This is a genomic window from Corynebacterium ureicelerivorans, from assembly GCF_000747315.1.
Lineage (GTDB): Bacteria > Actinomycetota > Actinomycetes > Mycobacteriales > Mycobacteriaceae > Corynebacterium > Corynebacterium mucifaciens.
In genome coordinates this window covers 1,676,788-1,697,636 of record NZ_CP009215.1, presented here as the reverse complement: position 1 = coordinate 1,697,636, position 20,849 = coordinate 1,676,788, and the positions used below count along the sequence as shown (strand labels likewise).

Annotated in this window: 23 protein-coding genes; 14 read left to right on the top strand and 9 right to left on the bottom strand. The window is 66.1% G+C overall.

Annotated elements, in window-relative coordinates; translation table 11 throughout:
* Nucleotide 1 precedes the first annotated feature (1 nt).
* A complete protein-coding gene (locus tag CUREI_RS08370) occupies nucleotides 2–727 on the top strand; it encodes an isoprenyl transferase (protein WP_038612669.1) in 726 nt (241 codons plus the stop codon).
* Here the strand turns inward: CUREI_RS08370 and CUREI_RS08365 are convergent, their stop codons facing one another.
* Nucleotides 728–1,168, bottom strand: coding sequence for a Fur family transcriptional regulator (locus CUREI_RS08365; protein WP_051952296.1), 441 nt, complete (start codon nucleotides 1,166–1,168; stop codon nucleotides 728–730).
* A 15-nt stretch (nucleotides 1,169–1,183) separates the two neighbouring features.
* On the bottom strand, nucleotides 1,184–1,666 hold the full coding sequence (locus CUREI_RS08360) for an ArsR/SmtB family transcription factor (protein WP_051952295.1): 483 nt from the start codon (nucleotides 1,664–1,666) through the stop codon (nucleotides 1,184–1,186).
* Between the two features lie 175 nt (nucleotides 1,667–1,841).
* Here CUREI_RS08360 and CUREI_RS08355 point away from each other — a divergent pair, with 175 nt between their 5' ends.
* From CUREI_RS08355 to CUREI_RS08345, 3 genes are read left to right on the top strand one after another with little or no spacing between them, the layout of a single operon-like run.
* Nucleotides 1,842–3,224: a glycine--tRNA ligase gene (locus CUREI_RS08355; protein ID WP_038612666.1), complete on the top strand. Its 1,383-nt coding sequence runs from the start codon at nucleotides 1,842–1,844 to the stop codon at nucleotides 3,222–3,224.
* Nucleotides 3,225–3,235: 11 nt separating this feature from the next.
* Nucleotides 3,236–3,742, top strand: coding sequence for a hypothetical protein (locus CUREI_RS08350; protein ID WP_038612663.1), 507 nt, complete (start codon nucleotides 3,236–3,238; stop codon nucleotides 3,740–3,742).
* Nucleotides 3,739–4,212, top strand: coding sequence for a hypothetical protein (locus CUREI_RS08345; protein WP_038612660.1), 474 nt, complete (start codon nucleotides 3,739–3,741; stop codon nucleotides 4,210–4,212). The genes CUREI_RS08350 and CUREI_RS08345 overlap by 4 nt, the downstream gene beginning before the upstream one ends.
* A gap of 4 nt (nucleotides 4,213–4,216) precedes the next feature.
* Here the strand turns inward: CUREI_RS08345 and CUREI_RS08340 are convergent, their stop codons facing one another.
* Nucleotides 4,217–6,229, bottom strand: a complete 2,013-nt coding sequence (locus CUREI_RS08340) for a TPM domain-containing protein (RefSeq protein ID WP_038612657.1) — start codon at nucleotides 6,227–6,229, stop codon at nucleotides 4,217–4,219.
* A 20-nt stretch (nucleotides 6,230–6,249) separates the two neighbouring features.
* Here CUREI_RS08340 and CUREI_RS08335 point away from each other — a divergent pair, with 20 nt between their 5' ends.
* Nucleotides 6,250–7,521: a deoxyguanosinetriphosphate triphosphohydrolase gene (locus CUREI_RS08335; protein WP_038612654.1), complete on the top strand. Its 1,272-nt coding sequence runs from the start codon at nucleotides 6,250–6,252 to the stop codon at nucleotides 7,519–7,521.
* A 1-nt stretch (nucleotide 7,522) separates the two neighbouring features.
* On the opposite strand, the gene CUREI_RS08330 is transcribed toward CUREI_RS08335, so the two are convergent.
* The 3 genes from CUREI_RS08330 to CUREI_RS08320 are packed head-to-tail and all read right to left on the bottom strand — an operon-like array spanning nucleotide 7,523 to nucleotide 10,405.
* Nucleotides 7,523–8,461 (bottom strand): ArsA family ATPase, encoded by a 939-nt coding sequence (locus CUREI_RS08330; protein ID WP_038612650.1) that lies wholly within the window; start codon nucleotides 8,459–8,461, stop codon nucleotides 7,523–7,525.
* Complete coding sequence (locus tag CUREI_RS08325; RefSeq protein ID WP_038612647.1) at nucleotides 8,452–8,709, bottom strand: cory-CC-star protein; 258 nt, start codon at nucleotides 8,707–8,709, stop codon at nucleotides 8,452–8,454. The genes CUREI_RS08330 and CUREI_RS08325 overlap by 10 nt, the downstream gene beginning before the upstream one ends.
* A complete protein-coding gene (locus tag CUREI_RS08320; RefSeq protein WP_038612644.1) occupies nucleotides 8,693–10,405 on the bottom strand; it encodes a carbon starvation CstA family protein in 1,713 nt (570 codons plus the stop codon). Before CUREI_RS08320 ends, CUREI_RS08325 begins: the two co-directional genes overlap by 17 nt.
* 315 nt (nucleotides 10,406–10,720) lie before the next feature.
* Here CUREI_RS08320 and CUREI_RS08315 point away from each other — a divergent pair, with 315 nt between their 5' ends.
* A complete protein-coding gene (locus CUREI_RS08315) occupies nucleotides 10,721–11,740 on the top strand; it encodes a DUF559 domain-containing protein (RefSeq protein ID WP_038612641.1) in 1,020 nt (339 codons plus the stop codon).
* A gap of 66 nt (nucleotides 11,741–11,806) precedes the next feature.
* Here the strand turns inward: CUREI_RS08315 and CUREI_RS08310 are convergent, their stop codons facing one another.
* Nucleotides 11,807–12,055: a hypothetical protein gene (locus CUREI_RS08310; RefSeq protein WP_038612638.1), complete on the bottom strand. Its 249-nt coding sequence runs from the start codon at nucleotides 12,053–12,055 to the stop codon at nucleotides 11,807–11,809.
* Nucleotides 12,055–12,444: a ribonuclease domain-containing protein gene (locus tag CUREI_RS08305; RefSeq protein ID WP_038612635.1), complete on the bottom strand. Its 390-nt coding sequence runs from the start codon at nucleotides 12,442–12,444 to the stop codon at nucleotides 12,055–12,057. Before CUREI_RS08305 ends, CUREI_RS08310 begins: the two co-directional genes overlap by 1 nt.
* 35 nt (nucleotides 12,445–12,479) lie before the next feature.
* Here CUREI_RS08305 and dnaG point away from each other — a divergent pair, with 35 nt between their 5' ends.
* Entirely contained in the window at nucleotides 12,480–14,408 is a 1,929-nt protein-coding gene (gene dnaG, locus CUREI_RS08300; RefSeq protein ID WP_038612632.1) for a DNA primase, read from the top strand.
* Between the two features lie 288 nt (nucleotides 14,409–14,696).
* Here the strand turns inward: dnaG and CUREI_RS08295 are convergent, their stop codons facing one another.
* Nucleotides 14,697–15,344, bottom strand: a complete 648-nt coding sequence (locus CUREI_RS08295) for an 8-oxoguanine DNA glycosylase OGG fold protein (RefSeq protein WP_038612629.1) — start codon at nucleotides 15,342–15,344, stop codon at nucleotides 14,697–14,699.
* A gap of 34 nt (nucleotides 15,345–15,378) precedes the next feature.
* Between CUREI_RS08295 and CUREI_RS08290 the strand changes: the two genes are divergently transcribed.
* From CUREI_RS08290 to CUREI_RS08260, 7 genes are all read left to right on the top strand, one after another.
* Nucleotides 15,379–16,005 carry a MazG nucleotide pyrophosphohydrolase domain-containing protein gene (locus tag CUREI_RS08290; protein ID WP_038612627.1) on the top strand — a complete coding sequence of 209 codons (627 nt, stop codon included), beginning with the start codon at nucleotides 15,379–15,381 and terminating at the stop codon, nucleotides 16,003–16,005.
* 46 nt (nucleotides 16,006–16,051) lie between these two features.
* A complete protein-coding gene (locus CUREI_RS08285; RefSeq protein ID WP_038612624.1) occupies nucleotides 16,052–16,858 on the top strand; it encodes a lytic transglycosylase domain-containing protein in 807 nt (268 codons plus the stop codon).
* 67 nt (nucleotides 16,859–16,925) lie between these two features.
* The gene (gene eno / locus CUREI_RS08280) at nucleotides 16,926–18,200 is read left to right on the top strand and encodes a phosphopyruvate hydratase (protein ID WP_038612621.1); all 1,275 of its coding nucleotides are present in this window, start codon (nucleotides 16,926–16,928) and stop codon (nucleotides 18,198–18,200) included.
* A 171-nt stretch (nucleotides 18,201–18,371) separates the two neighbouring features.
* Nucleotides 18,372–19,199, top strand: a complete 828-nt coding sequence (locus CUREI_RS08275; protein WP_236627280.1) for a type IV toxin-antitoxin system AbiEi family antitoxin domain-containing protein — start codon at nucleotides 18,372–18,374, stop codon at nucleotides 19,197–19,199.
* On the top strand, nucleotides 19,186–20,103 hold the full coding sequence (locus CUREI_RS08270) for a nucleotidyl transferase AbiEii/AbiGii toxin family protein (RefSeq protein WP_051952293.1): 918 nt from the start codon (nucleotides 19,186–19,188) through the stop codon (nucleotides 20,101–20,103). Before CUREI_RS08275 ends, CUREI_RS08270 begins: the two co-directional genes overlap by 14 nt.
* A gap of 79 nt (nucleotides 20,104–20,182) precedes the next feature.
* Nucleotides 20,183–20,368, top strand: coding sequence for a hypothetical protein (locus tag CUREI_RS08265; RefSeq protein ID WP_038612606.1), 186 nt, complete (start codon nucleotides 20,183–20,185; stop codon nucleotides 20,366–20,368).
* Between the two features lie 45 nt (nucleotides 20,369–20,413).
* Nucleotides 20,414–20,644 (top strand): hypothetical protein, encoded by a 231-nt coding sequence (locus CUREI_RS08260; RefSeq protein WP_038612603.1) that lies wholly within the window; start codon nucleotides 20,414–20,416, stop codon nucleotides 20,642–20,644.
* Nucleotides 20,645–20,849: the final 205 nt, after the last annotated feature.

Genomic DNA, 20,849 nt, shown 5'->3' with positions numbered 1-20,849 from the left:
CATGGGCGCTCCAACGATTGATCCGAAGTTCATCCCGAAGCACATCGCGTTGGTGATGGACGGCAACGGCCGCTGGGCCCAGCAGCGCGGCCTGAAGCGCACCGAGGGCCACAAGGTGGGTGAGGAAAAGCTCATGGACGCCGTGGATGCCTGCATCGAGCTCGGCGGCGTTCAGTGGCTTTCCGCGTACGCGTTTTCCACCGAGAATTGGAAGCGCTCGCCGTCCGAGGTCCACTTCCTCATGAACTTCACGCGCGACGTGCTGCGCCGCCAGCGCGACGAGCTGCACGAGAAGAACGTCCGCGTGGTGTGGTGCGGGCGCCGTCCGAAGCTGTGGGGCAGTGTGATCGAGGAACTCGAGGTGGCTGAGGAGCTGACCAAGCACAACACTGGCCTCACGCTGGCCATGTGCGTGAACTACGGCGGGCGCGCCGAGATCGCGGACGCGGTGCAAAAGCTTATCGACGACGGCGTTTCCGTCGCCGACGAAGCGACCATTGCCCGCTACCTCTACCGCGCTGACATGCCGGACGTGGACCTGTTTCTGCGGCCGTCTGGCGAGCGGCGCACCTCGAACTTCCTGCTCTGGCAGTCCGCGTACGCGGAGATGGTGTACCAGGACGTGCTGTTCCCAGACTTCACCAAGCAGAACCTGTGGGACGCGGTGCTGGAATACGCCAAGCGCGACCGGCGCTTCGGCGGCGCGGTGGACAAGTTTGCGAAGTAGCTAGCGCTTCGCCTGGCAGGAGCGGCAGACGCCGTAGACCTCAGCTTCGTGGCCGGCGAGTTCGTAGCCGTAGCGCGCGGCGATGATCTCGGCCCACTTTTCCACGGGGCCGCCTTCGATCTCCTCGCTGCGGCCGCACTCCGTGCACACCAAGTGGTGATGGTGGTGGTGCGATAGGCAGTCGCGGTAGAGGGTTTCGCCGTCGGGAGAGTGCAGCACGTCCACGGCGTCGACGTCGGCGAGTGACTGGAGGGTGCGGTAGACGGTGGTGAGGCCGACGGATACGCCGCGGTCTTGCAACTGGTCGTGGATTGTCTTCGCGGACGCGAACTTGTCCAGTCCCCGCAGCGTCTCCACGACGGCGGCGCGCTGGCGCGTCATGCGTGGGCCCAGCTTGGGTACGGGGCGCGGCTGGTGCGCCCGGCGGTTGGGTTGCGTCATGGCCGAGTAGTGTAGCTAGTCCCGCTTGGGCTTCGGTGTGGTTGGCAGCAGGCCGGGGTCTAGCGCGGGGCGAACGTCGGCGGGTGGTCCGACGATCGCGGCGCCAGCGGAACCATCTGAGGGCCCGCCCGCCGTGTGCGCGCTTCTGGTGCGGCGCGCTGCGAGCTCGTCCTCCGCCTCCTGGAGCCTTTCGAGGTTGCCTAGCTCCTCGATGATGGCGATGATGCCTGGCTCCGCCAGCGCGTACAGCACCTCGCGGCCTTTGCGGGCCGAGGTGACGAGACCCGCCGCGCGCAGCACGCGCAGGTGCTGCGAGATGAGGGGCTGAGATTTGCCCAGTTCGGCGACGAGCTGGTGCACCATCATCTCTTCCTCGGCGAGCAGCAGGAGAATCCCCAGCCGCGTCCGGGAATCCAGCACCTTCACCAGCGCGGCGGCTCGGTCAAGATCCTCTCCTGTGAGATCTAAGCGATCAGCATGACGCCGGCCGTCGCTCATCGGCGTTCCCTTCCGTCCGCGCCTGTGGGCGAAATGCAGTGACTTGGGCCAAGGATACAGAAGATGCCCCGCACATTGGGACTGATGTCCAAACTGGGTGGGTGACAGGAGGCGTCGTCAGGCGGGCTAGACTATGGCCCGTACTTTGCACGCACTTTCGCTCCAGGAGACGTTGATGCCCGCATCAAAGATCGAGACCGTCGTTAACCTCTGCAAACGCCGTGGGCTGGTGTACCCCGCGGGCGAGATTTACGGCGGTACCCGCTCTGCGTGGGACTACGGCCCGCTGGGCGTGGAGCTGAAGGAAAACCTCAAGCGCCAGTGGTGGAAGCACATGGTGCAGTCGCGCTCGGACACCGTCGGCGTAGACACCTCCGTCATCTTGCCCACCCGCGTGTGGGAGGCGTCCGGCCACGTGGAGGTGTTCACGGACCCGCTGGTGGAGTCGCTCTATACCCACAAGCGGTACCGCGCCGACCACCTCATCGAGGCGTACGAGGAAAAGCACGGACACCCGCCGGTAAACGGCCTGGCGGACATCAATGACCCGGAGACCGGCCAGCCCGGCAACTGGACCGAGCCGAAGGCGTTCTCCGGGTTGATGAAGACCTACCTGGGCCCCGTGGACGACAAGGAGGGCCTGCACTACCTGCGCCCGGAGACCGCGCAGGGCATCTTCGTCAATTTCAAGAACGTGATGACGTCGGCGCGCCTGAAGCCGCCGTTCGGCATCGCCAACACTGGTAAGTCCTTCCGCAACGAGATCACCCCGGGCAACTTCATCTTCCGCACCCGCGAGTTCGAGCAGATGGAGATGGAGTTCTTCGTCAAACCCGGCGAGGACGAGACGTGGCACCAGTACTGGATCGACGACCGGTTCAACTGGTACGTGGATCTGGGCATCAACCCGGAGAACCTGCGGCTCTACGAGCACCCGCAGGAGAAGCTGTCGCACTACTCCAAGCGCACCGTGGACATCGAGTACGCCTTTGGCTTCGCCGGCTCCAAGTGGGGCGAGCTCGAGGGTGTGGCTAACCGCACGGACTACGACCTGCGCACCCACGCGGAGGCCTCCGGCGAGGACCTGAGCTACTTCGACCAGGAAAACAACGAGCGCTGGATCCCGTACTGCATCGAGCCGGCCGCTGGCCTGGGCCGCGCGATGATGGCCTTCCTCATCGACGCGTACGACGAGGAAGAGGCCCCCAACGCCAAGGGCGGCACCGACACCCGCGTCGTGCTGCGCCTGGACCGTCGCCTCGCCCCGGTGAAGGTTGCCGTGCTGCCGCTGTCGAAGAAGCCGGAGCTTGCCGGCCCCGCCGAGGAGCTCGCGGCCAAGCTGCGCCAGCACTGGAACGTGGACTTCGACACCTCCGGCGCCATCGGCCGCCGCTACCGCCGCCAGGACGAGACCGGCACCCCATTCTGCGTCACCTACGACTTTGACACACTGGAGGACCAGGCCGTCACCGTCCGCGAGCGCGACACCATGGAGCAGGAGCGCGTCCCGCTGGCGGAGCTTGAGTCCTACCTGGCCGCGCGACTGATCGGCTGCTAAGTTCTTCGCCCATGCATTACGTCAGCTGGGATCGCACGAACCGGGACGCGCTGAAGCTGCTTGCTGAGGACGGCCCGGACATCCTCGGAGTATTCGAGCACGACCGCGCAATTGTCTGCGGCCAACACTGGGAGTTGACCTCGCACCCGGAAACGGGCGCTGTGGCCACGAGCGGCGGCCGCGAGATCGTGCGCACCAGCGACAGCCTGAAGCGCGCCAAGCGCATCGACGTGCTGGTGGAGGACACCCCGTACGCGTTCATCCCGGAGACGTCGAAGAACTGGGTGGTCGAGGGCCCGGACGGCGCCAAGGTGGCGCAGTTCACGCAGGACCACAACGGCGTGCGCAAGGCCATCCTCGAGTTCGAGGGGGAGACCGCCCTGCCGCCCACCCACGTCGCCGGGCTGGCGTGGCTCTCGCGCAGCGTGCTGGAGGCGCGCAAGATGGTCACTTCCACCGCGCTGATTGCCACGCTGGTCTTCTTGTCCCTGTTTACCGTCGTGGTGGCGGTGCTGTGATCTGGCAGGGCTCGTCGCTTCTCGACGACCACAGGTCCATCGCCGAAGCCACCCCCGACACGGTCACGGTGTTCGGCGGCACAGCGAACGAGACCGTCCTGCGCATTACCTCCGACAACCCGGTGCGGTTCCGCGCGTTCGATGTGGGCACCGGCGGCGAGTACGAGCTGCGCAAGGCGGGGCTCACCGTCTCGCGCTACGTCGCCAGTTGCGCCGGGCGGCGCTACACCTGCAACCGCACGGGTTTTGATTTCCTCGCCGGCGCCATCACCCCGAAGCGCGAGATCCGCGACGCCTCCGGCGAGCTCATCGCCGTCACCCGCGGGTTCCCGTCCGGCGAGCTCGGCGTGAACGTGGCAGAGCCCACTCTGCGCTCGGGCGGTGTCGGCGAGGTCCAGATGGTGGACCTCGCCTTCATCTCCTGGGCGCTGACCTTCGTCGACGCGCCCGCGCGCCGCACGCGCTACTAGCGGCCTAGAAGGTGCCGCCGCGGTTGGAGGGGCGCCCGCCGGAGAAGCCTCCGCCACCCCCGCCGAAGCCACCGCCGCCACCAAACCCGCCGCCGAAGCCGCCGGAGAGTATTGAGCCCCACAGCACCGCGCTGGCCAGGGAGTCGGCGGTCTGGCGGTTGCGCGCGGCTTGGTAGCGGCGCATGTCGTCGTTCGCGGCCGCCTCGGCGCGGCGTGCGGTGTCGGTGGCGGCGCGTGCTGCGTCGATGGCCGTGCGGGTGTCGCGGACGCGCAGCTGGTGCGCCTGCGCGTACTGCCGCTTCGATTCCGCCAGCAGCGTGCGCGCCCGGGAGCCGATGATGCGCCCGCGCGAGAGGATGAGGTCTTCGGCGCGCTGGATCTGGGCGCCGGCCACCTGCATCTGCTGGTCGAAAAGCTGCAGCGCGCGGGACTGGTCGCCGGCGATGCCCTTGGCGCGGTCGAGTGCGGCATCGATCTCCGCGTCCATGCTGGTCAGCTCCTGGTACAGGGCCAGCGGGTCGGTCTCGTCCCGGCTCCCCATGTCGGCCAGCATGCGTTGGGCCTTGGCGGCAACGGCGTCGAGCGAAGCGACGTCGATAGCCGCGCCCTGCGCACGCGCCGCTTTCACCTGCTCGATCTGGCGTAGCTCGTCGCGGATCTCGTTGACCAGCGCCGGCAGGTTCGCCTTGGCGGCGCGGATGTTGTCCTCGGCATGCTCAATGGTGGCGAGGTTCGTGTCGGAGACGTTCACCGCGCGGGTCGCTGCGGCGAGGGTGTCCAGCAGCGCGCCTTGGCGCCCGGCCGGCTGCTGCGCAATCTGGCGCGCCTCGCCGAGGGCTTTTTCCGCCTCGTCCAGCGACGCCGCCGCGAGGTCCACGTTGTCCACGATGGATTCCAGCATCTCGGCCGGGTACTCGCCGCGCAGCTGCTCCAGGGTCGCGCGGGCGGGCTCTAGGCGCGCGCGGATGTCCACGGTACGGGCGAGGACCTTGTCCACCTCTTCGGGCGCGCGCATGAGCACGCCGCGCATCTCGTTGAACTCCTGGGTCTTGTCGCGCAACGCCTGCTCCGCGCGGCCGGAAGAGGAGATGATGTCTACCAGCATCGCGCGCTTCTCGGGCTCGGTCTCGGGGATTGCGTCGTAGAGCTGCTGGTGCGTGGCGAAGGCGCGCTGCAACGTGGTGGTGGCCTCGTTCATCGCGGAGGTGAACGGGCGCACGCGGTCTGCGCCGAACTCGGAGGTAGCCAGCTCGAGTTCCTGCTTGCCCTGGGTGATGGAATCGTCCGCGGAGACCAGCGCGTCGCGCGCGAGCTCTTCCAGCGTCGGCGTGGGCAGGCGGCCCAGCGAGTCGGTGTCGGAAGGATCCAGCGCCTTCGCGGACTCTATCTGCTTGGCCTGCTGCTTCTTCGAGCCCTTGCGCGTTGCCGCGTACACGCCGCCGCCCGCCAGTGCGGCTACCCCCAGCCCGCCAGCAAGCCAGCCTGCGCCCGAGCCGTCGCCGCCTGACGACGACCCTCCGGCCGACACCGCGTTCACCGCATTCAACGCAGCGGACGACCAGTTCATCTGCGACAGCTGCGCGTACGCGGCCTCGTTCATGCGGTCAATTTCGGACTGCGTCCACTCCTCGCCGCCGCCGACGTTGTATTGGCGCTCGTCCGGCGAGATCGCCACCACGGCGGTGTTCGAGCCGTTCGCCGCGACGGCCTTGTCCACCCATTCAGACGGGGTGTACTGCCCGAACGAGCGCAAGAACACCACGCGCACGGACTTGCCCTGCGTCTGGCTGACCTGCTGGATCGCCGACTCAATCTCAGAGCGTTCAGCGGGGGAGAGCACTTCCGCGTCGTCCGTCAACGGTTGGGTGAGCCTCCCGGGCTCGAGGGATGCCTTGGTGGCGGTTGCCTGGGCTACCAGTTGGGCGGGCGGAGCTTCCGTCGCAAAGCTGAATGCGGGTGCGGTGGCGACAAAAAGGCCGCCGGACACGGCGAGTATGCGGAGGTAACGGCTAGTCATGCCGACTAGGGTAGCGCGACGTGTACGTGTATAACGCCGCCGATACGACCCGCCGCGCTGACGAGGCGCCAAAGGGTGCGCAGCTCGCCCCGGATTCGCGCGGGGACTTCGCCCGCGACCGCGCGCGCGTGCTGCATTCCGCCGCGCTGCGCCGCCTGGCGGACAAGACGCAGGTTGTCGGCCCACGCGACGGGGACACGCCGCGCACGCGCCTGACGCACTCGCTGGAGGTAGCGCAGATTTCGCGCGGGATCGGCGAAGGCCTAGGGCTGAACCCGGACCTGTGCGAGATGGCCGGCCTGACGCACGACATCGGCCACCCGCCGTACGGCCACAACGGCGAGGTGGCGCTGGACCAAGTCGCGCCGTGCGGCTTCGAGGGCAACGCGCAAACGCTGCGCATCCTGGCGCGGCTCGAGCCGAAGGTGCTTATCCGCGCCACCTCTTTCGGCCTCAACCTCACCCGGGCCTCCCTTGACGCGGCGGTGAAGTACCCGGTCACGCGCACGAACGCGGACGGGTCCGTCAACCGCAAGTACTCGGCGTACGACGAGGACGCGCCCGTGCTGGCGTGGGTGCGCGACGGGCACACCGACGGCGCGCCCCCGATGGAGGCGCAGGTCATGGACTTCTCCGACGACATCGCCTACTCCGTACACGACGTGGAGGACGGCATCGTCTCCGGACGCGTGTCCCTGCGCGTGCTGTGGGACTTCGTGGAGCTTGCCGCGCTGGCGCAGAAGGGCGCGGCCGCGTTCGGCGGCGACGCCGACTCGCTAGTCGACGCCGCGGACCGGCTGCGGGCGCTGCCCGCCATCGCGGCCGCCTCCGAGTTCGACTACTCGCTTCCGGCGTGGGCCGGGCTGAAGGCGCTGACCTCGCAGCTGGTGGGCCGCTACGTCGGCGCCGTCACCCGCGCCACTTTGGAAGACGAGGCCAACCGCGCGCTCGCTGCGGGCCAGGGGTTAGGGCGCCAGCACGGCCGGTTGGTTGTGCCGCCGGACGTGGAGGCGGAAGTGCGGCTGCTCAAGACCGTTGCGGTGCTCTACGTGATGGACCAGCCGGCGCACCAGGCCCGCCAAGAGCGGCAGCGCGACCGCATCTACCGCGTCCACGAGTACCTCCGCGCAGGCGCGCCGGGCAGCCTGGACACGATGTTCCAGGCGTGGTTCAACGCCGCCGAAACGGACCTAGAGCGCGAGCGCGTGATCGTGGACCAGATCGCGTCCATGACCGAGTCTCGCCTCGAGCGCACCGCCAAGAAGGCCGCCGCGTTCGAGGGGTATTACTAGCTCACAGCCGAGAGGCGATCTCGGCCAGGGCCTTTCGGGTGCCGATCTCGCCGGGCAGCCAGGGCAGCTCGACGCGGGGGATGTCGGGAAGTTTGGCGTCCAGCAGCGCCAGCGCGTCGTCCTCCACGCGCCGGCGCGCGGCCACGAACTCGCCGGCGTCGGCGGGGCTGCGGCGGTTGATCACCAGCGAGCTGACACGGATGCGGTTGGCCGTGAGGTCGTCGTACAGCTCGGCGCTCTCGAGCACCGGCAGGCGCTCGGCGGTGAGCACGATGTGGAACAGGCATTTCCCCGGGTCGGTGAGGATGTCGCGCAGGCGCTCGAACTTGCGACGCCGGTGCAGCAGCGTGGCGCGGATTTCCTGGTTGCGGCGCTCGACCGGGCTGCCGTCCGCGATGCCGCCCAGGCCACGGACGGCGCGGGAGAACTTGTCGGACTGCTCGCGCCGCTCCATCAGCCCGCCGGTGTAGGCGGCCATGAGCTCCGGCAACGCCAGCAGGCGCGAGGTGTGGCCGGAGGGGGCGGTATCGAAGATGATGTGGTCGTAGCCCTGCCTATCGACGAGCTCCGCCACCGCCTCCAGCATCGCCGCCTCATGCATGCCGGGGGAGTTCCTGGACAGGTCGAGGTGACGGCGGATTTCCGGGTGCATCCGCTCCGGCATCATCGCTCGCATGGAGCGCTCCACTCCGGCGAGGTGCCGTTCGGTGGTCACCGCCGGGTCCAGCTCCACCACGTCCAACCCGGGCTCCAGCCGGGTGGGCTCGGCGCCCAGGCGCTGCGACCAGATGTGGCCCAGGTTGTGCGCCGGGTCCGTGGACACCAGCAGCACGCGCTCGCCGGCTTCGGCCAGGCGCACTGCGCAGGCTGCGGAGACGGTGGTTTTGCCCACTCCGCCCTTGCCGCCGAAGAACATCACGGGCGCGGCTTCTAGCAGCATCGCACGCCGTCCAAGGGGGAGTGCTCCATGCCCATGCGGGTGTGCCAGGCGTGGAACTCGTCGTAAAGCAGCGGCATCAGCTCGAGGGCGTAGAAGCTCGCGGGGTTGGGGATGCCCAGCGTCTCCGAGGCGACGAGGAGGGTGAACAGGTCGTCCTCCTCGCGCGCGGCTCGGGCGAACTCGCGGCGGTAGGGGGCTTTGTAGAACTCGTCTAAGCCCCGGGCGAATGCTTTAGCGCGCCTGAGCATCCGCCAACTCGCCTGGGATGGTTTCGTCGTCGCGCCAGACCACAGCCGGCGCGCGGCGGGCCTTGCCGATTGCAGCAATGGCCTCCACGGTGACCCAGATCGCGCAGCAGATGATCACGATGTCGATGATCAGCAACAGCCAGTTCTGCGCGGTCCACAGCGTGCGCAGCTGCAGGACGGCAGCCCACAGCGACATCAGGGTGACAAACACGAGCGGGATGAGCACCGGCCAGGTCGGGCGACGCAGCTGGGTGAGCATGACTACCAGGATGGCAAGGGTCAGACCTGCCATGAGCTGGTTGGTGGTGCCGAACAGCGGCCAGATGAGCATGCCGCCGGAACCGTCCACGCCGGTAGAGAAGGTCAGGCCGAGCGCGCAGCCGACGGCGATGAGGGTGGCCGCCAGGCCGGAGAGCTTCACACCGGCGAGTTCCGCGATTTCCGCGACCACGAGGCGCTGCAGGCGGATGCCGGAGTCCATGGTGGTGGCGGCGAATAGCACGGCCATGGTGGCCAGGATGGTGGCGGACAGGGAGGTTGGGATGCCCAGGCCCTCGTTCATCAGGTCGCCGCCGCCCTTGATAAAGGCGTCCACGCCGCCGGCATTCCACTCGGAGTAGACGTTCTCCCAGTCGTTGACCGTCTTAAACCCGGCGGTCGTGGCCACGATCGTGCCAAGTGCCAGCAACCCCTCGCCGACGGCCCCGAAGTAGCCGACGAAGCGGGCGTCCGTCTCCTTATCCAGCTGCTTCGAGGACGTGCCGGAAGAGACGATGCCGTGGAAGCCAGAAATGGCGCCACAGGCGATGGTGACAAACAACAGGGGGAAGATGCCGGGGGTGCCGTCCGGAACGGCGTCGCGAAGCGAAGGCGCCACCACCTCCGGGCGCACGATGAAGAAGGAGCCGTAGAGAATGATCAGACCCACGAACAGCTGCAGGCCGTTGATGTAATCGCGCGGCTGCAGCAACACCCACACCGGTAGCAGCGAGGCGATGAACGCATAGGCGAACAGGAAGATGATCCACCAGCCGCGCGCCGGGATGCCCAGCATCTCGCTGGGGAGTGCGACCGGGACTTGGTCGCCCAGAATCATCAGACCGTACAGCGCGGCGACGCCGACGACGGAGACCAGCGGCAGGTTCCAGTTGAAGCGGTAGATGGCCTGGCCGATCAACAGCGCCACCACGATCGCGCCCCAGGTGGGGATCACGGCACTCGGCGTGGAGATGAGCAGGTTAGAGATCACGACGGCGAACGCCGCGTTGACCATGAGCAGCAGCAGGAAGATGACCACGAGGAAGAGGTTGCGCCCGCGCGCACCGATGTAGCGCCCCGACAGGGTGCCGATGGACTGTCCGCGGTGCCGCTGCGACGCCCACAGCGCACCCAAGTCGTGCATTCCGGCGAAGAAGATCGTGCCCAGCGTGACCCAAAGAAACGCCGGGACCCACCCCCAGATCACCGCGACGGCCGGACCGATGATCGGCGCCGCACCCGCGACGGAGGTGAAGTGGTGGCCCCAGAGGACGTACTTGTTGGTGGGGACGTAATCCACGCCGTCTTCCATGGTGTGCGCCGGGGTGGTGTAGGCGTCCGCGAGTTGGTAGACCCGTTTGCCCAGGAATTTCGAGTACAGCAGGTAGCCGGCAGCCATCATCGCTAGGCCGATGAGCACCATGATGAGTGAGCTCATAGGTCATCTCCGATCGTGTCGTGTTTCACATGTTCCAAACCACAGTGACCGGCATTATGGCACACGACACGTTCCCAGGTGCCTAACAGTTGGTTTATATTCGCCGGCTCTATTGGCTCGGGGCGGTGTGGGTTGTACCTCGCACGCCTATTCCGACAAACCCCGAGTAAGCCCTCCCGAGAATGCCCGATTTTGGGCCTTACTTGGGGTTTGTTACTGGGGGTTTGTGGAACCGGGCGCGGGAGGCGCGGATACGGGCGGGAATGGCGCCGTTGAGGTAGCCTCCGCATCGGGTGACCTAGTCAGGGGGGACTAATGAAAGACACTCGTAAGAACGAGCTGCGCGAAAAGCTCGTGGACGTGCGGAGAGTGTCGTCCATAGACACCGAGACGCACCGGCGCATCAGCGAAGGGGAGTTGGTGCAGCTGACCAAGTCGATGTACTTCTGCGCCGAGACGTGGAAGAAGCTCAAGGAGCACGAGCAAGCGTTTCTGAAGTGCTACGCAGCGGGGTGCCAGAGCCGGAAGGCGGTGCTCATCGACTGTTCTGCAGCGAGGCTCAACGGCGTGTGGACCATCGCGCGCAACCAACCCGTCACGCTGGCGGTGCCGAATGGGCGCCCGGCCTCCACTAACGGTGGCTGGACGGGGTACGAGTACCGCCACCGGCGCATACCGGAAGCTGACATCATTCACGACAGGCCTGTCCGCTACACGGATGCGATCCGCACCGCGGTCGACATCGCCCGCGAACGCGGTGTGTGCGAAGGCGTCGTGGCGTTTGACAGCGTGCTGTGCGGGCACGGAGATGAGATGTACCAGGAGTTGCTGCACCGGTTTCGGGCCACCATCGCTCGGCTGGCCGGCACGAAGGGTATCGCCAACGCCCGCGAAGCGCTCCCGCTGTCCACCAGACTTTCGGACTCGCCCTACGAGTCCCTCCTGCGTCTTATTCTCGACGCCCACGGCGTGCCGTACCGGATCCAGGCGGCGATTGGGCGGTACCGGGTGGACTTCCTTATCGGCGAAAACACCGTCGTGGAGGTCGACGGGTGGCTCAAATACGAAGAAGTCCCTCATAAGGTGTTGGCTAAACAGCGTGTGCGCGACGACTGGCTCGCTGAGCACGGGTACAAAGTCTTGCATTTCTACACCGAGGATTTCTGGGGCGACGAGGGGGACCTGATCCAGCGCATCCGCAACGCGTGGCCCGTTGCCCAAAACCTGCTCCCCGTGCGGGTGCAGCCGAAGCATTACGTGCCGAACGGCCCTGGGCGAAGCGTCGTGTTGCCGCTGGACCTGCAGGAGGCCGTGGACATCCTCCACAAACCCTGAGGATCAGACCCTGAGAATGCCCCATTTCCGCCCATTCTCGGGGTTTGGTTCTCGGGGTTTGCGGGCTTAGTGGGTCAGCTCGACGCCCGTGTCGGCAAAAACGTCGAGCAGCCCGCCTATCGACGCCTCCGGTACGCGCCAATCCGTCACCACCACACGCCGCACCTGGGTCTCACGCAGAAGGTCCGCGAGCGCGTCGAGGTTGCGCGGCACCGGTCGTGTCTCCGCCGCGGCGCGGCCGTACGCCACGACGATGATGGCCGCGCCGAGGTCCTCGACCGAGCGCACTGGGCGGGTGACAAACACTGGGTGCATTAGTTGACCTCCATTTTGCAGAAGGATTCGTAGTGGTCCGCGGTGTAGAACCACTCGTCGACCTGCCCGTCCGCCCCGCCGCCGGTGACGATGCGGCGCGCGCCCCGGTGGCTCACACCCGGGGTGTTCACGGTGTACTCGCGGTAGTAGTTCCTCGGCTGCTCGGGAAGGGTGCGTTCGTAGTTGCCGAAGCGCCGGTCGTCGTTGTCCGGGTACGGGAAGGGGCCGCCGGCCTCGATGCGGTCGACGGTGTCCCACGCCTCTCTGGGGAGTGCGCCGCACGCGGCAAGCCCCGACGCCGGCAGGTCGGGATGGGGAGGGGCCGAAGGTGGCGTCGATAGGCAACTGCTTAAAAAGAAGCATGCGAGCAGGACGAATGGGCGCTTCATAGGGGCATATCGTGCCACGCGCTAGAGTGAGCGCCATGGCAAGGGGCAGAATTCCGGATAGCGACATCGAAGCTATCCGCCAACGCGCGCCGCTCGACGAGATTGTCGGCGAATACGTGCAGCTCAAGCCTGCCGGGCACGACTCGCTGAAGGGTTTAAGCCCGTTCAAGGACGAGCGCACGCCGAGCTTCCACGTCCGTCCCGCGCACGGCTACTACCACTGCTTCTCCACGGGCAAGGGCGGCGACGTCTTCTCCTTCATGATGGAGATGGAGCAGCTGACCTTCCCCGAGGCCGTGGAGGCGGTGGCCGACCACATCGGTTACCACATCAACTACCAGGGCGGATCCACGGGCGCGCGCCAGGTAGACCGCGGCACCCGCCAGCGCCTGCTGGCAGCCAACAAGGCCGCCCACGACTACTTCCGCGAGCAGCTGGAAACCGCAGACGCCGCCCCCGCGCGAGACATGCTGCTGCAGCGCGGTTTCTCGCGCGAGCTCATCTACGACTTCGAATGCGGATACGCGCCCCGCGGCTGGGACCCGATGACCAAGCACTTGCTGCGCAAGGGCTTTGAGGTGCAGGAGCTTATGGACGCCGGCCTGTCCTCGATGGGCAAACGCGGGCCGATCGACAAATTCCGCGGCCGCTTGATCTGGCCGATCAAAGACACCGCCGGCAATGTCATCGGCTTCGGCGCACGCAAGCTGTTCGAGGACGACCCTCTGGGCAAGTACATCAACACCCAGGACACGCTGCTGTACCACAAATCCAAGGTGCTCTTCGGCATTGATAAGGCCAAGAAGAACATCGCGGAGAAGCACCAGACCGTCGTGGTGGAGGGCTACACCGACGTGATGGCCATGCACGCCGCGGGCGTAGATACCGCCGTGGCCACGTGCGGCACCGCGTTCGGCGGCGACCACATGAGCCTGATCCGCCGCCTCATGCTGGACGACAGTTTCTTCCGCGGCGAGCTCATCTACACCTTCGACGGCGACGAGGCTGGCCAGAAGGCCGCCATGCGCGCGTTTGAGACCGACGCGGAGTTCGGTGCGCAGTCCTTCGTCGCGGTCGCCCCCGATGGCATGGACCCCTGCGACCTGCGCCTCGCCCGCGGCGACTCGGCCGTGCGCGACCTGGTCGCCGCCCGCGTGCCGGTCTACGAGTTCGTCATCGAGTCGCTTTTGCAGGACTACTCGCTCGATTCCGCCGAAGGACGCGTGCAAGCCTTGCGACGCACCGTCCCCGTCGTCGCCACCATCTCCGACCGCGTGCTCCAACAGGAGTACGCGCGCAGGCTGGCCGGCTGGGTTGGCTGGCCCAACCCCGACGAGGTGCTCGAGCAGGTCCGCGCCGAGGCGAAAAAGCCGAAGAAGCAGAAGCGCACGCCTAAGGCCGAGGTCAGGGACCCGGCCGCGGCCGCGGGGCCGGACGCTTCCGGCGCGCAGTCCGAGATCCTCATCCCGCCGCGCCCCGACGACCCGGTGCTGTGGCCCCAGCGCGAGGCGTTGAAGATTGCCCTGCAGCACCCCGCCGCAGCCGGCAACTACTTTGACGGCATCAACCCGGACGCCTTCACCCACGACGCCTACCACCAGGTCCGGGAGGCCATCACCGCCGCTGGCGGCTGCGCCCGCGCTGGTGCGGACAATCCCGCCGACGAGTCGAACTTCCTCGCCGCCGTGGCCGGCGAGATGCGCGATTACGCCGGACGCAACTTCGTCTCCGAGCTGGCCGTCGAGCCCATTCACGCCGACGACCTCTATGAGTACGCCGACTCCGTGCTGTCGCGTTTACAGGAAACCCGCGTGGGCCAGCAGATCGCGCAGCTGAAGTCCCAGCTCCAGCGCATGCGTCCGTCTGACGACGAAGAGGCCTACAACGCGCTGTTCTCCGACCTTGTCGCGCTGGAGCAGGCTCGCCGCGACCTCAACGACCGCGCCTTTCGCGGCACCCGGTAGTGGGGTCGCGCGGGCACTGGTGCCCGCCATTCGGACCCGGCCTCGCCCATGTGCTCCGATCCGCGCTAAGACGAAAACCGCCAGTGTGTCGAAATTGCAATGTGGTATACATCTGCCACATTGCGGAAACACACCTTTGCCTCTAGAAACGTGTTGCGCTCTCTGGCGATGCTGGCTTACTCCGGGTTGTAAAGGGTGAGAATTGGATGGTGAATCCGCGCAGAATCGCGTAGATTCACCACCTTATTTTCACCATTTACGCAGCGGGGAGGCGCCGCGCTACGGCCCCTACTCGGAGCGACGAGCGAACTCCCGCAACGCCCACTCCACGGCGTCGAGGGGCAGTTCGGCGTCGTAAGCGTCGCGGCCTGTCTGCAGCGCGTCGAGGTATTCGCCGTACTCCTCGGCGGACCAGTCGGCCTCCTTGGTCAGACCGGCGACCCGAGCGCGGTTCGAGCAGATAATCACCGGCTTCGAGGCCTCGCCCGGCTCCTGCTCGCCAGCCAAGAAGTATGCCACGGCAGAGGCGAACTTCGCCGGCAGTCCAGTCGCGACCAGAGCACCGTACGCGTCCACCGCGCTCGCGCCGTCGAGTTTGCGCACCGCAGCCAGCAACTTCGACGCGTTGCCCTTGTTGCGCAGGAATGCCTGCATCTGCATCACCTGGTTGGATTGGCCCGCGACGTACGCGAAGCACGCGCCGAGGAAATCGATGATCTGCTCGCGCGCGTAGCCGGACTCGACTACGTCCGCCGCAAAGGCGAACACCTCAGAGCGCGTGATGGACGCGCTGGCGTCGTCGCGGAACGGCGGCACGCGGCGCAGGTGGTGCGGCCACCCGGTCTTCCAGCGGATGGGGGAGAAGGTCACGGAGTCGCCCAGCACGTCCTGTGCGGTGGGCTTGACGGCCTCGAGGGCTTCTGCAATCTGAGTCATGCGCCCTATCTTAGAGGCCCTACACTTGCCCTCCATGACCGCAACCGTCCTGCTTCTCGACCCCCGCTGGCCCACCCTCATCCCGCTTCACCTCGCCGGACGCATCTCGGGCGAGGTCGCGTTCACGCCCGAGGTTCCGGTCGATGTGCGTTGGGCCCTCGATACCGCAGGCGGCGAGCACCGCTGGCTGATCTCCACGGACCCCGAGGATCCGGAGGTGCTGTGTTGGCAGCGGGAAGGGGCGGAGACGGAACGCGTCGATAGTCTTGCGGATCCCGTTTACCAAGCCACCCGCACGATGCACGCCGCCCGCCGCCGCGGCGAGTGGGAGCAAGAGATGACGCACCAAAGCCTCCTGCCGTATCTGCGCGAGGAGGCGGAGGAGGTTGCGGACGCAATCGAGGACGATTTGCCTAACGACGCCCTAAAGTCCGAACTCGCAGATCTCCTGCTCCAAATCTTGTTCCACGCCGAGATTGCGTCGGAAGGCGGGGCGTTCGACTTTGCGGACGTCGCCGACGCGTTCGTGCAGAAGATGCGCCGCCGCGCGCCTTACCTTTTCGACGGCTCCACCGGCCTAGTGGACAAGGCCACCCAGGACCGGCTCTGGGCGGAGGGGAAAGCCCAGGAAGCGGATTCGCAAAGCGAACAGCAGAAGTAGGCGCGGAAATTCAGCGGCTAGCGACGGACCGGTACACTTTTCGCCCATGACTGCAGCCAGACGAGTAGCGCGCGGGTGCGGCTGCGCGGGACTCATCTCGGTGGCCGCAGCCGTTGTCATGGTCGTCGCGCTGATCGCCTGGCTGATCGCAGCGTTCTCCACGCTGGAGCAGCAGGAGCCGCTCCAGCCCGTGCCCTCCACGATGCCGCCGCCGGCCGCGGAGGCGCCCCCGGCGATCGACATCCATGCGCCGGGCCGCACCTCTGACTTGCTGTTCGATTGGTCCCAAGACATCGGCAACGCTACCGACATTTCTGGGCAGGCCGTCCGGGCCTACGCCAACGCGGCACTGATCGCCGCCGAGTCTTGGCCGGCGTGCAACCTCACATGGAACACGCTGGCAGGCATCGGCTGGGTAGAAACCCGGCATGGTACTTACACTGGCCGGTTCCACAACTCCGTGCTGGACCCGAACGGCTACCCGGACCCGCGCATCATCGGCCCGAGGCTGGACGGCAACGGTTTTGCGCAGGTAGGCGACACCGACGGCGGCACATACGACGGCGACACCGAGTTCGACCGTGCCGTCGGGCCCATGCAGTTCATCCCCGAATCGTGGGGCCGCTACGGCCGTGACGCCAACGGCGACGGTGTCGCAGACCCGCAGCAAATCGACGACGCAGCGCTCGGCGCCGCCAATCTGCTGTGCAACTCTGGCGGCGGCAGCCGCGACCTCGCCACGGAGGAGGGGTGGCGGCAGGCCATCTTCGCCTCCAACCAGTCCAACGACTACGTTGCGCGGGTGCGCGACGCGGCGGCGAATTACGCCGTGAACCAACCCGCACATCGCTGAGATCGCTTCTGCCGACGGCTAAGCTGGACCCCGGTAACACAGCATTCGACCCACGCAAGGAGTCACCATGGCCGACATCATGCACATCTTCGCCCGCGAGATCCTAGATTCCCGCGGCAACCCCACCGTCGAGGTTGAGGCGTTGCTCGCTGACGGCTCCCACGGCCGGGCGGCGGTGCCGTCCGGCGCGTCCACGGGCGAGCACGAGGCGCACGAGCTCCGCGACGGCGACGAGCGCTACGCCGGCAAGGGTGTGCTCAAGGCCGTGGGTAACGTCAACGAGACCATCGCGGATGAGCTCGCTGGCCTGGAGGCGGATGACCAGAGGATCGTCGATAGCCTCATGCTCGAGCTCGACGGCTCGGACAACAAGAAGAACTTGGGCGCGAACGCCATCCTCGGCGTGTCCATGGCCGTGGCGAAGGCTGCTGCGGATTCCGCGTCCTTGCCGCTGTACCGCTACATCGGCGGCCCGAATGCGCACGTGCTGCCGGTGCCGATGATGAACATCCTCAACGGTGGCGCTCACGCGGATTCCGGCGTGGATGTCCAGGAGTTCATGATTGCCCCGATCGGCGCGGAGATCTTCACTGAGGCGCTGCGCATGGGCACCGAGGTCTACCACGCGCTCAAGAGCGTGCTGAAGTCCAAGAACCTCTCCACCGGTCTCGGCGACGAGGGCGGTTTCGCCCCGTCTGTCGGTTCCACCAAGGAGGCGTTGGACCTGATCGTGGAGGCCATTGAGAAGGCCGGTTACACCGCGGGCGAGGACGTGGCGCTGGCGCTCGACGTCGCCTCCTCCGAGTTCTTCAAGGACGGTGCGTACGACTTCGAGGGCGGCCGACACACCCCGGAGGAGATGATCCAGGTGTACGCGGACCTGGTGGAGCAGTACCCGATCGTCTCCATCGAGGACCCGCTGGACCAGAACGACTGGGACGGCTACGTCGCCCTGACCCAGCAGCTGGGCGACAAGGTGCAGCTCGTCGGCGACGACTTCTTCGTCACCAACCCGGCCCGCCTGGCCGAGGGCATTGAAAAGGGCGCCGCGAATGCGCTGCTGGTCAAGGTCAACCAGATCGGCACCCTCACCGAGACCTTCGACGCCGTCGAGCTCGCCCACCGCAACGGCTACCGCACCATGATGTCGCACCGCTCCGGCGAGACCGAAGACACCACCATCGCGGACCTGGCCGTGGCGCTGTCCTGCGGCCAGATCAAGACCGGCGCACCGGCCCGCTCCGAGCGCGTGGCTAAGTACAACCGCCTCCTGCGCATCGAAGAGGAGCTCGGCCCGGCCGCCGAGTACGCAGGCCGCTCCGCCTTCCCGCGCTTCAAATAAGCACCGGCCTAGCGACGCACCTTTCGGCCCCGCCCGTTCCCGGCGCGGGGCCTCTTTTTATCGGCCATTCCTGCATTTGTATCAACCAAGCTTGACGATTGTATCTTTTTAGGTGATACAATCGTCATGCAGAACCGATACTTAGCGCGCATGGGAGGGGCCTTGAAGCAAGTGGACGCGCTGACGACCTTAGAGATGATTGCCGCCGATCAATGGGGGATAGTGACCACGGCTCAGGCTGGCCGGGAAGGCATTGAGCGGCTACAACTTTCGCGGTTGGCTGAGAAGGGCGATCTTGATCGAGTCCGGCATGGGGTGTATCTGCTGCCCTCCCATCAGGCAGGACCTCAGGACGAACTTCGAGCGGCGTGGCTGGCGCTCGAACCGAAGAAATTCATCGAGGAGCGCTGGGAGGACAGTCATCCGCTAGTGGTGTCGCATGAATCAGCAGCGAGTGTGCACGGTATTGGTCGCCTGATCCCGCCAAACTTCACGTTCTCCACCGAGGGGAAGAAGCAGACTCGGCAGCAAGGAATTCGGATTTACACGGGGCGCGAGCTCCAGGGCTCAGACATTGTTTCCGTAGAAGGGCTGCCGGTGACAAGCGTCGCCCGGACGGTGGGGGATTTGGCGGAAGCTGGGATCGAACGCGGCTATCTAGCCGATCTGGTTGCAGACGCGTTGCGGAAGGAAAACCTGCGCATCGATGACTTGGCAGCCAAGTTAAAGCCCGCAGCGCGTTCGTACGGAGCAACGTCAGGTATGAATTTGGTTTCCGAATTGAGCGAGGAAGCGTCCGCCCTGGAGGACCTCATTGAACGACGCAACCGGTACGTGCATGCAGCGTCGGGTTTGCCGGATCTGGCTCTGGATCCCCGCGTGGCCAAAGCTGTGGAAGAGAGCATGAAGCGCGTCACCGAGCAGATTGAGATGCAGATGGCACCTTTTCGCAAGCAAATGCAAGAACTCGTGGAGCGGTGGCACCGTGACTACAAGTAAGCGCGAAAGTAAGGAACGGCAGAAAAGGCTCAACCAGGGCATTAACAAGAGGGCGAAAGCGCTTAAGTTGCCCGGCGAGCTGATCCGCTATCAAGTCGCGTTTGAGGGTTTTCTCGAGCGCGTGTTCAAGCCAGAGTCAGACGAGTGGGTGCTCAAAGGCGGCGCTTCGCTGCTTATGCGAAACCGGCAAGGTCGCACGACCACTGACATCGACCTCTCAAGGAATGTCTTGGGCGACCTCGAGGATATCGATGCTGAGATCCGGGACATTGCTGGACGGTCTGGGCACGGCCCGCTTACGTACAGGGTAAAAAGTGTGCGGATCAAAGGGAGTGGAACAGAAGACGGCTACAACGGGCCGACATACGAAGCCTCAATTGACGCGATGATGGGAGCTATCGTGTTTCAACCGTTTAGCCTCGATTTGACCGTGCAGCGCCATACCCAAGAGCCTCATGAGCGGGTAGTGATTCATCCGGTCCTGGCTGAACTCACGTCCGAGGAGATGGAACCCTTCTTCGTATTCGCTACCGCCATCGAGTCTCAACTTGCGGACAAGATCTGTGCGATGCGAGAGAAGCATCGCAGCGGAGACAGTAATCGGTACCACGATTTGGCCGACATCATTACCATCCTGCTCACGCAGTCGTTCTCGGCGCACAAACTGGTGACAGCCTGCGAGCATGAAGCGCGACGACGGAGGATTGATTATCCGACCGAGATATGGGTCCCATCGATGTGGGAAACCGGATACACGCAGAAGGCGGAAAGCTTCTTCGGTCTCCCGGCGCAGTATCGTGACCTCTCCAACGCTATGGCTTTCGCTTCGGGAGTGCTGAATCCGGCGCTGGCCGGAGAGCTCACCGAAGCCCTCTGGGATCCCGGCAAGCGAAGTTGGCTATAACCCGCGTGGTATGTCCGGGGTGACGTCAAGTACACGAATCCGCCTCGCCGGTGCAGGGCGCGCCCGTAAGGTCGGTGCCATGTTCGAGCAACTGACCGTGGACTACCTTGCGGAGCGCACCGACCACGCGAGCTTTGACCGCGGGCAGAAGATTGACCAGCAACGCGTGCAGGTCACGGAGCAGACCGACGACGTTGTCCGCGCAACCGTGACCGCGCCGCATGAGTGCCACGTGATGCTGCGGCTCGAGGGCACGGACCTGTAGGCGCAGTGCGATTGCGCGATCAAGCATGAGTGGTGCCGCCACGCGGTGGCCACGGTGCTGAGGCTCATCGATGAACACGGCGAGGTGTTTGCGCTTAACGTCCAGGCAGCCGCGGCAGCGGAGGCCGTGTTCGACGGCCAGATTGACACGTACGTAGACAGCTCGCGCCACGACCAGCTCGTGCAGCTGGTGCGCAACCTGCGCGTGGTGCAGCCGAGTGTGGACCTGGTGCTGGAGATGGGGGCGGCAAGAACCCCGGCTGGTCCGCGCGCTTGACGGCGGAGATGGCGTCGAGATGGTGGGCCCGCTGGAGGCGGCCACCGGGGGTATCACCTCGCCGACGCCTACCGCACCGCCCTGATCCTCCATCCTGCGGCGTACCGGCAGGCCGCCCCGGCACCGGGTGAGGTGGTGGAGCGGATCTCCAACATCGTCTTCGACGAGTCCGACTTCGGCGAGCCCGACCTAGAGGAGTACGCGG